Annotated in this window: 3 protein-coding genes; 1 reads left to right on the top strand and 2 read right to left on the bottom strand. The window is 74.6% G+C overall.

The window, feature by feature from the left end; translation table 11 throughout:
- The first annotated feature begins 332 nt into the window (after nt 1–332).
- Nucleotides 333–3,494 carry a BTAD domain-containing putative transcriptional regulator gene (locus PV419_RS23290; RefSeq protein ID WP_319691848.1) on the top strand — a complete coding sequence of 1,054 codons (3,162 nt, stop codon included), beginning with the start codon at nt 333–335 and terminating at the stop codon, nt 3,492–3,494.
- Between the two features lie 47 nt (nt 3,495–3,541).
- Here the strand turns inward: PV419_RS23290 and PV419_RS23285 are convergent, their stop codons facing one another.
- Together PV419_RS23285 and PV419_RS23280 are read right to left on the bottom strand one after the other, a co-directional pair.
- The gene (locus PV419_RS23285; protein ID WP_319691846.1) at nt 3,542–5,494 is read right to left on the bottom strand and encodes an FUSC family protein; all 1,953 of its coding nucleotides are present in this window, start codon (nt 5,492–5,494) and stop codon (nt 3,542–3,544) included.
- A 162-nt stretch (nt 5,495–5,656) separates the two neighbouring features.
- Nucleotides 5,657–6,238, bottom strand: coding sequence for a histidine phosphatase family protein (locus tag PV419_RS23280; RefSeq protein ID WP_319691844.1), 582 nt, complete (start codon nt 6,236–6,238; stop codon nt 5,657–5,659).
- Nucleotides 6,239–6,398: the final 160 nt, after the last annotated feature.

Below are 6,398 nucleotides of genomic sequence, written 5' to 3'. Positions count from 1 at the left end.
GACCTCGACGGCGACGGCAAGTCCGAAATCATCACCGTCCTCGACAACGGCGACGTCAAAGCCTGGCACAACGGACGCGGCTTCACCGAAATGCCCTGGGACAACGACGTCATCATCGGCCAAGGCTTCACCAAGGACAACACCCACTTCGCCTGAACCGAACCCCGCAGCAGGGCCCGTACCGGCATCCCGCCCCGGTACGGGCCCTGGCCCATGTCCGGGACCGGAGACCGGAGACCGGAGACCGGAGGCCAGAAATGCGGCGTGTCCTCGTTGTGTCGCACCTGGCCGTCTGACAAAATCCCCCCACCGCGTGGGGTGGGAATGGGCGAGTGCTCTTGGGGGTCCGGGTGCGCTTCCTGACGTTGGGTCCGGTCGAGGTGAGAGCGGACGGCCGCGAGGTGAACCTTGGCGGGGCCAAGCCGAAGACGTTGCTGGCCGCGCTGCTGTTACAGCCCCGGCGGGTCGTCTCCATAGAGAGTCTTGTCGCGCTCATCTGGGACGATGCGCCGCCGCAGTCCGCCACGGCGCTCGTGTACACCTATGCTTCCGCGCTGCGCCGGAGCTTTTCGGCGAACGGCGAGCCGTCGTTGCTGACCACCCGCACCCCCGGGTACGTCCTGGCGCTCACCCCGGACGACAGCGATCTGGAGGTGTTCCAGCACCGTCTCGACGAGGCCCGGAGCGCTGAGCGCTCCGGCGACCACGTATCCGCGGCGCAGCGGTACGGGCAGGCGCTCGAACTCTGGCGGGGACCGGCATTCGGCGGGGTGCGCGCCGAGTTCGCCCGCAGCCGGGCCGCTTCGCTGGAAGAGGACCGGTTGGCGGCCGAGGAGGGCCTGGCGCGCTGCCGGCTCGCCCAGGGCAGGGTCACCGAGGCGACGTCCCGCCTCATCGGCCTGGCCGCCGCCCACCCGCTGCGGGAGGAGACCCGCGGGCTGCTGATGCGCGCCCTGTACGAGAGCGGTCGGCAGGCCGATGCCCTCGCCGCGTACCGGGACGGCCGCAAGCATCTGATCGACGAACTGGGCGTCGAGCCGGGTGAGAAGCTCAGAAGCCTGCACAGCAAGATCCTCGAAGGGACGCTCACACCCCTGGCCCCGGCCCCGGTGCCCGCGGGCGCCGGCCAGGAGGTGCGCGCCGCTGTCACGGCAGTCGGCGAGCAGCCGGCCGCACCGCTCGCGGCGCGCCTCGACCACTACGTCGCGCCCCGCCATTTGCCCCCGGACATCGGTGACTTCACCGGGCGGGTGGAGCAGCTCGAAGCGCTGATCATGCTCGCGGGCCGCGACGACACGGCCTTCCGCACCGCGACGCCGACGGTCGTGGTGTCCGGCTTCGGCGGGGTCGGCAAGTCGGCGCTCGCCGTGCACGCCGCCCATCTGCTTCGCGAGCACTATCCGGACGGACAGCTCTTCGCCGATCTCCGCGGCTCGGACCGGAACATCACCGCCCATGAGGTGCTCGGCCGGTTCCTCGGGGCGCTCGGGGTGACCGGCCCGGACCTGCCGGAGGCGCTCGACGACCGGATCGAGCTCTACCGCAGGAAGGTGGCGGACCGGCGCCTGCTCATCGTCTTGGACAACGCGTCGCACGAGCAGCAGGTACGGCGGCTGTTGCCCGGCTCGCCGCGCTGTTTTGTGATCATCACCAGCCGTTCGCGGCTGACCGGGCTGGAGGGCGCGGAACCGGTCGAGCTGGACTTCTTCTCCACCGAGGCCGCGGTGGACATGCTCAGCAGCATCGTCGGGGAGGCACGGGTCGCCGACGACGCCGAGTCCGCCCGGACCATCGCGCGGCTGTGCGGCGGTATCCCGCTGGCCATCCGCGCCGCGGCGGCCAGGCTGCTGGCCCGGCCGCACTGGCCGTTGCGCTCCCTCGCGGACCGGCTCTCCGACGAGCGGCGCAGACTGGACGAACTCACCGTCGGGGATGTCGCCATCCGCTCGTCCCTGCGGCTGAACTACGCGGACCTCGACGCACCGCACCGCCGCGCCTTCCACCTGCTCACCCTGCTCGACCTGCCCGACTTCGGCTCGTGGCTCGCCTCCCCGCTGCTGGACATCGGGCCGGACGACGCGGAGGACGTCGTCGAGCACCTGGTGGACCTCCGGCTGTTGGACGTCGCCGGGGCGGACGCACTGGGGCGGCTGCGCTACCGGTTCCACGACCTGGTGCAGCTCTTCGGAGCGGAGCTGGCCCTGGCCGGCGAACCCCGGCAGGTGATCGAGGCGGCCCTGGACCGCGCCATGGCCGCGTGGATGGCGCTGGTCGAGGCGGGGGCCAAGCGGCTGCCCCGGGTCACGCTCGGACTGCGCCCCTCCCCTTCCCCGACCACCGCCCTCTCCCCCGCGCTCCTGGCGGAAGCCGAGAACAACCCGGTGGAATGGCTGAAGTCGGAGACGCCGGCGCTGGTCCGGGCCGTGGAACGGTCGCACGAGCTGGGCCTGGACGGGGCGTCGACGACGCTCATCACCTCACTGCTGTCGTCGCCGTTCGCGGCGCGCAACGAGTTCGACGGCTGGCAGCGGACGCACGAGGTCGCCCTCCTCGCGGCACGGAAGAACCAGGACCGGCAGGCCGAGACCATCCTGCTGGCCGGGCTCGGCCAGCTCTTCTACGAGAAGGACGACTTCCCGGCGGCCCTGGACCACTTCCGCCAGGCCCTGGAGCTCGCACGGGCCGTCGGTGACGCCGCCACCCAGGCGATCGCGCTGGTGGGGATCGGAACGGTCCGCCGGGATCTGGGGGAGTTCCAGGACGCCGCCGACGACCTGGAGCGGGCCGCCGGCATCGCCGAGCGGGTCGGCGACCGCAGTGTGGTCGCGGCCGCCCACTACGGCCTGGGAGCAATCCGCCGGGACGGCGGCGACCTGGAGGCGGCGGCCAACTCCCTGAGCCGGTGTGCCGACATCTACCGTGAGATCGGCGACCCGCGGGGCGAGGCCGTCTCCCTGCGCGGTCTGGGCCTGTGCCACCGGGCCCGGGGCGAGCCGCACACCGCCGCCGAGCTCAGTAACCGGGCGGAGCGGATCCTGTGGGCCGCGGGCGATGCGCTGGGCGCCGCCTATGCGCGGCAGTCACTGGCCAAGGCCATGATCCGGCAGGGTCGCGGCGCCGAGGCCGACCCCCTGCTCGACTCCTGTCTGCGGGTCTGTGTCCAGCACCGGGACAGGTTCGGCGTCGCGCTGGTGACCAGGACGAAGGGCGAGTCCGCACTCGCCCGGGGCGAGCTGGAGTCGGCGCGCGCGTCGCTCGCCGAGGCGCTCGGCCTGTGGACCGAACTCGGCCTCCCTCTGTGGCGGGCCAGGACCCTGCGGGACCTCGCGGCCGCGCAGTTCCCCGTCGATCCGGAGGCCGCCGGGAACAGTTGGCGCACGGCGCTCGGGCTGTTCGCCACCGCGCGAAGCCGTGAGACCGCTGAGCTCGACGGTCTGGACCCGGGTGCCTGGCTGGACCAGGTCCGGACCGGCCACCGGCAGGCCGGCGGCTGAGTCTCCCCGGCCGGGACCACCCCGCTGGAGTGCGGCCGGACAGGACACTAGCGGGGTTCCGCGAGGTGCCGGGCGCGGCGCAGGCCGGCGGTGACGTCGGCGAGGGTCGCGCATTGCGTGACCGACGCCCCGGCGGGCAGCGGCAGGTCGGCGGGCGGGCGGCGGGCGGCGACCGCGTCGGCCAGGTCCGACAGGCCGGCCCGCAGCCGGTCCGCGAGGGCCTTGTCCGGGGGCGGCGCGCCGTGGTCCAGCCGGACCCCGCACGCCGTCGCCGCGTCCACGATGTCCTCGAGCGCCGCGACCACCGGGGCCCACGCCGCCAGATCGCGCCCGAACGGCGGGTGTTCGGCGCCGGCCACCTCCACCGCGCGGCGGGCGTCGGCCAGCGCGCGGTAGGCCTCGCGGCGCAGCCGGAGCCGTACCGCGTAGGGCGCGTCGGCGGCCAGCACCCGGCCCAGGTGGTCGCGGGTGGCACGGACCGCGAGCGACAACCGTACGGACACCTGGGCGCGCGGGCCGCCGAGGCCCGGCAGCGCCCCGGCCGCCAGCACCACCGCGCAGGCCAGCAGCGTGTCCGCGAGCCGCGCGTACTCCGCGCCGCGGTCGCCGCCGAGGTAGACCAGGGACAGCAACAGGGGCGTGAGCACCGCCGTCTGGAGCGCGAAGTGGCGTACGGACACCGGGATCAGCGCCGAGCACACCGCGGCGACGGCCACCGGCCACACCTCGTCCGCCCCCGCGAGCGGGCCGAACAGCGCGGCGAGCCCGGCGAAGACGGCCACGCCGACGGCGGTGCCGAACGCCCGGGAGACGGCCCGTGACACCAGGGGGCCCATGTCGGGCTTGACCAGGAAGGCGGCGGTGGCGGGCAGCCAGTACCAGTGCTCGCCCGGCAGTGACGTGGCCAGTGCGGTGGCGACGCCCACGCTCAGCGCCACCCGGGCCGCGTACTCCCGGCCCGCCGGGCCGAACACCCGGCGCAGCCGCTGCCGGGGGCCGGGTCCGACCGCGCCGACCGCCGGGGCGGGTTCACCGTCGAAGACGCGGGCGGCGAGCAGCACCGCGCGGTGTGCGGCCAGGCCGCCGGCGGTGTGCGGCGCGGGCGCGGGGAGCGGGCCCGGCGGCCGGCCGGTCCGCACCGAGCGGGCCAGCAGCGCGGGGGCCCGCGCCACCCGGGCGGGCAGCGGCTCGCCCTCCCACAGCAGGGTCACCGCCGTCTCGCTCAGCGCCCCGGCCACCGCCAGCAGGTCGCGCAGCCGCCGCAGGCCGGCGTCGGGGCGGTGGAGCGGGATCCGGTGTCCGTGGAGCGATTCGTACGCGGCGTCGTACGCGGCGGTCAGCCGGCGCCGGGCCGCCTGGCCGCGCTCGGTGCCGACCGCCGCCATCAGGTCGGCGAGCGCGTCGTAGACGGCGGCCACCGCGCGCCGCTCATCGGGCAGGCCCGCCGGGCGAACCGAGCCTTGAAAGAGGGCCAGCAGTGGCAGCAGCCACGCCATGGCCAGCACCCACACGGCGCCGGCGAACAGCAGACCGGCCCGGACCGGCGGTGGCTCGGGGGCGGGCATGCCCGCCCCCACCACGCACACCACCATCAGCTGGACCCCGGCAGAGGAGCAGACCGGCCCGATCGCGCTGATCGCGCCGGACACCAGGCCGACCGCAGCCAGGGCGAGCGCGATCCAGGCGCCGAGCCCCAGCGTGCCCAGCCACACCCCGGTGAGCATGCCCGCGGCCCCGGCCAGGGCGGGGAGGCCGATGCGCACCAGGCGGGTGGCGCGGGTGGCGGGCCGGTCGTTGATGTGCGCGAACATCGCGCCGAGGCCCGCGGTCACCCCGGCGGAGGTCTGCCCCGCGGCCACTCCGGCCGCCAGCACCGGCCCCACGCCGAGCGCGCCACGCGCCACCGCCGCCCAGGGCACGGGCCCGCGCAGCCCCCGCGCGCCGTGCAGCGGGTGGGTCAGCCAGCTGGGTGGTGCGGGCGAGGTGTGCGGTGCGCGCAACGGTGTCCTCCGGGCGGTCGGGCGGGGTCGGTTCCCTCGTCGTCGAGGACGTGTACCTCGAACGTACGCGACCAATGCCGACATTCCGTAACCGCGACGTTTCCAGTGTGTGGACCACGCGGCGCGCTGCGCCCTTGAAGCGACGTCCTTACCGTCGCGCTTCTACAGTTGCGCTTCGCGGTCCACGCACAGCCGCCACTTCCCGGCCCCGCCGGTCAGTGTGACGGTGGACAGCGGGAGTACGTCGACGTTCCAGTAGCAGTGCGGCGGCGCCTTCATCGCGTAGGTCACGGCGGCGCGTATCACGCCCGGGTCGGCGACGGCGAGCATCCGGCCGTCGCGCTCGACAGGGCGGGTGTCCAGCCAGTCGCCCACGCGGTTGATGAACGCGAACAGCGACTCCCCTCCGTGCGGCGCGCTGCCCGGGTCGGCGAGCCAGGCATCGACCGCTCCGGGCTCGCGCGTCGTCACCTCCTCCAGGGTGTGGCCACGCCAGCGGCCCATGTCGCAGTCGCGCAGGGCGGGTTGGGCGAGTGGCATGAAGCCGAGGATGTCCCCGGTCTCCCGGCTGCGCGCCGACGGCGAGCAGTAGCGCAGCTCCGCGGCGGCCAGCGGAAGCAGCGTGGGCGCCACGCGCTCGACCTCGCGCCAGCCCCCCGGGTCGAGCGGCCGGTCGTCGTCGAAGCGTTCGGCGAGCCGGGAGGAACTGCGGGCGGAAGCGATCAGCGTGAGCCGGAAGTTCATCCGGGCATGGTAGGACGCACGGATTCCGGCCAGCGGCCGTGGACGCCCGTTCCGCGGTGTGGGAATGGTGGCGCGATGTGTGGGGTGTGTGTCCTTGCCGCCATCCGGGACAGACCGCAGGTGGGGAGGGGTGAATCAGCGGCACGCCGACCGCGTACCT

It is taken from the genome of Streptomyces sp. ME19-01-6 (genome assembly GCF_033793745.1).
GTDB lineage: Bacteria > Actinomycetota > Actinomycetes > Streptomycetales > Streptomycetaceae > Streptomyces.
The sequence above is the reverse complement of the archived record's forward strand: the minus strand, read 5'-3'. Positions and strand labels throughout refer to the sequence as shown.